The organism is Rhodoferax sp., assembly GCF_037143375.1.
Lineage (GTDB): Bacteria > Pseudomonadota > Gammaproteobacteria > Burkholderiales > Burkholderiaceae_C > Rhodoferax.
The window spans coordinates 1-3,281 of the sequence record NZ_JBAWYV010000247.1; the positions used below are offsets into that span (position 1 = coordinate 1).

Annotated in this window: 5 protein-coding genes; 3 read left to right on the forward strand and 2 right to left on the reverse strand. The window is 58.0% G+C overall.

The window, feature by feature from the left end:
- The first annotated feature begins 96 nt into the window (after positions 1–96).
- Positions 97–993: an HD domain-containing phosphohydrolase gene (locus tag WCG50_RS18475; RefSeq protein ID WP_336901065.1), complete on the forward strand. Its 897-nt coding sequence runs from the start codon at positions 97–99 to the stop codon at positions 991–993.
- Positions 980–1,585, forward strand: coding sequence for a uracil-DNA glycosylase family protein (locus WCG50_RS18480; protein WP_336901066.1), 606 nt, complete (start codon positions 980–982; stop codon positions 1,583–1,585). Before WCG50_RS18475 ends, WCG50_RS18480 begins: the two co-directional genes overlap by 14 nt.
- Here the strand turns inward: WCG50_RS18480 and WCG50_RS18485 are convergent.
- Positions 1,582–1,926 carry a hypothetical protein gene (locus WCG50_RS18485; protein ID WP_336901067.1) on the reverse strand — a complete coding sequence of 115 codons (345 nt, stop codon included), beginning with the start codon at positions 1,924–1,926 and terminating at the stop codon, positions 1,582–1,584. The two genes, WCG50_RS18480 and WCG50_RS18485, sit on opposite strands and share 4 nt — an antisense overlap.
- A gap of 66 nt (positions 1,927–1,992) precedes the next feature.
- Positions 1,993–2,544, reverse strand: coding sequence for a carboxymuconolactone decarboxylase family protein (locus WCG50_RS18490; protein ID WP_336901068.1), 552 nt, complete (start codon positions 2,542–2,544; stop codon positions 1,993–1,995).
- 117 nt (positions 2,545–2,661) lie between these two features.
- On the opposite strand from WCG50_RS18490, the gene WCG50_RS18495 reads away from it, so the two are divergent.
- Positions 2,662–3,281, forward strand: a 620-nt coding sequence (locus WCG50_RS18495) for a cupin domain-containing protein (protein WP_336901069.1), incomplete at its 3' end; no start/stop codon positions are given.

Genomic DNA, 3,281 nt, shown 5'->3' on the forward strand with positions numbered 1-3,281 from the left:
AACCAATGGCTGTCTGCGTAAGATTCACATGTCATGCGCGACTAACGTTATGGATGGGTCGTGTACGGCTTTTTTTTATAAATTTAAGGATTTTTTGTGACCAAATCAAATCATGTACCCAGCTTGCTTGCGCCATTTATTGAAAACCTGTATCGCATGGCCTGGATCGTGGAAGCACGCGATCCCTACACCGGCGGGCACCTGTGGCGCGTCTCGCAATATTCCCGCTTATTGGCGCAGGACCTGGGACTGGAAATCGACGAGGTCGCCCAGATTGAATTGGGCGGCTTTTTGCATGATCTTGGTAAAGTGGGCATTCCGGATGCCGTGCTGAACAAACCTGGCCCTCTGGATGACCATGAATACGCCCTGATCAAGACCCATCCGCGCATTGGCGCGCGGCTGTTGCGCGGCCACCCTCTGGCGGCTCTGGCCCATGAGGCGGTGATGATGCACCACGAAATGCCTGATGGACGCGGCTATCCGGATGGACTCAGCGGTGAAGACATTCCCCTGATCGCGCGCATTGTGGGCATTTGCGACGCCTTTGACGCCATGACCAGCACCCGTCCCTACCGCAAGGGCATGCCGGTGGAGAAAGCCCTGTCCATCATTCAAGAGGCAGCCGGCAAGCAATTTGATGCTGACCTGGGCGCGCGCTTTGTCCACCTGGGCCGTGAAGGCCGCTTGGATCATGTGGTGGGCCACACGGATCACGGCATACCCATCATGAACTGCCCCATGTGCGGCCCGACCATCGTGGTGCGGCGCGACCAAAAACCTGACGAATACGTTTATTGCCACCACTGCGGAAGCCAGGCCCGGTTCAAATTCCGCACCGATGAAAACATTGAACTCGAACCCACTGGCGTGAAGGGTACGGCCGACCAGTTAGAGACTGAAGTCGATGAGGCTTTGTTGTCGGCGCTGGTCGCAGGTGCCTACCAAAACCTGGCACCGCGCTACAAGGGACTTCTTGATGCCGGTCGCTGACATCGACTTGCCAGTCGCGACGTCGCTGTTGCTGCAACAGGTGCGATCCTGTACCTTGTGCGCACCGCATCTGCCGTTGGGAGTGCGCCCGGTGCTGCAGGTGCATCCGGCGGCACGGATTCTCGTCGTCGGGCAGGCTCCTGGAATCAAGGTTCACAACAGTGGCATCCCCTTTGACGATGCCAGCGGCGAGCGTTTGCGTGAGTGGATGGGCATCCCCCGTGAAGTGTTTTATGAGCCAACGCAGGTGGCGATTGTGCCCATGGGATTTTGTTACCCCGGCACCGGCACATCAGGCGATTTGCCGCCCCGCCCCGAGTGCGCGCCAAGATGGCGACAAGAAGTGCTGGCACAGATGCCCAAGATCGCACTCACTTTGGTCATTGGTCAGTATGCGCAAGCCTGGCATTTACCCAAATCCAACAACAGCAGCGTGACCCTTACGGTGCAACGCTGGGAGGAATTTGCCCCTGCCGTGATTCCCCTGCCGCACCCCAGCCCACGCAACAACATCTGGCTCAAACGCAATCCGTGGTTTGCCCAGACCTTGTTGCCGCAGCTCAAGGGCTTGGTTGCCAGCGCTCTGGCTTAGACGACCTTGCGCACAATCATGCTGCAGACTTGGTCATGCATGTCACGCAAGTCCTTCGGCGCCTTGGAGAAGTTCATTTTTTGATCCATACGAACCTTGGCGGCCGTCAACGAGGCAGCCGTTGGTTTTTCAAAATCGGCGGCGCCCATCACACTGCGCATGGAAGCGCGGGCCTGGCGCTCGGTCTCTTCCTCCGTCAGCTTTTCGCCCATCAGCAGCGCGCCACGTTTGAGGGTCTCGCCGTGAATGGTGACAAAGCAGCCCAGCATGGCCTCTCTAGCCTCCAGCGGCGTCACGCTGACAGCCGATTTGGCTTTGTTCAATTGGTCTTTGACTTGCATACATTTCTCCAATAAATTCTTGAGATGAGCGGTTGGATCAGTCCAGCCGTGTTCACGTGTTGGGGTTCAAACGGTCTCGGTCACGCGGGCCTTGACCAGCGGAAAATCGATGACCGTACCTGCTGCGTTATTGACCAAGTTGGTGTAGACCGTTGCGGCTACGTTGGCGATGATTTCCATGATGGCGGCATCGTCAAAGCCAGCCGCTTTCACCGCGTGCACATCCCCGGCACTCACATGGCCTTGCTTCTCGAGCACCAATTTGGAAAACGTGAGGGCGGCCTGCACTTTGGCGTCGGCCGATTGACCCAGCAGGTTGACCGTCAATTCCTCGATTTGCAGCCCGGTGCCTTTGCCCATGAGGGTGTGGGCAGAAGCGCAGTAGTCGCAATTGTTGACACCCGACGTCACCAGTGCAATCTGGTGACGCAGGCTGGCGGAAAGCTTGCCGGTGGCCAATGCCTCACCCTGGCCGAAATAAAACTTCAGCGCGGCCGGCGAATGCGCAATGGTCTTGAACAGGTTGGGCACCATGCCCAGTTTCTTTTGCACGCCTTCGAGCAGGATGGCTGAGGCAGCGGGGGTGTTGGCAGTGGTGGCGGCTTCGATACGGGGCATGTGATTCTCCTGAAGGAATTGAGTGCGGGTTTGCACAGAACCTAATGTCACTCTTTCGGTGATACTTGCGGGCACTGAAAGTCCCGCTTTCACCACCATTCGTATCGAAAGCACGCCATGGACCGCCTTTCACCACTTTTTGCCCGCTTTTCGCTCAGCGCCGATGTGTTTTACAGCGGGGCTCTCTGCGGCGTGGCGGATTTCACCAATGACAGAGGTATTGGCATTCTGCATGTGCTGCGCCGAGGCAATCTGCGAGTCATCCATGCTGGCGGGGACACCGTGGAAGTCGTTGCCCCAGCCGTGCTCTTTTACCGCCAGGCGAGCGTGCACCGCTTTGAAGTGGACGACCCCTCCGGTTGCGACCTCGTCTGTGGCTTCATTGATTTTGGTGCCGGCATGGGCTTGCAGATTTTGCGCGGCCTGCCGCAGTTTCTTCTGGTACCAATGCAGGACATTGCCGGTGTGCAACCCACGTTGGAACTGCTGTTTACCGAGGCTTTCGAATCACGCTCGGGGCGCAGTGCGGCCATTGGCCGGTTGGTCGAATACTTCACCATTTTGCTGTTGCGCCACACCGTGGAGGCCAGTCTGGTCAAGGAAGGCGTGCTGGCCGGGCTCGCCGATGAGCGATTGGCCAAGGCCATGATGGCCATGCACGAACGGCCAGAAGCCGCCTGGACGCTTGAAACACTGGCGGGTGTTGCCGCCATGTCTCGTTCACGATTCGCCAAGCA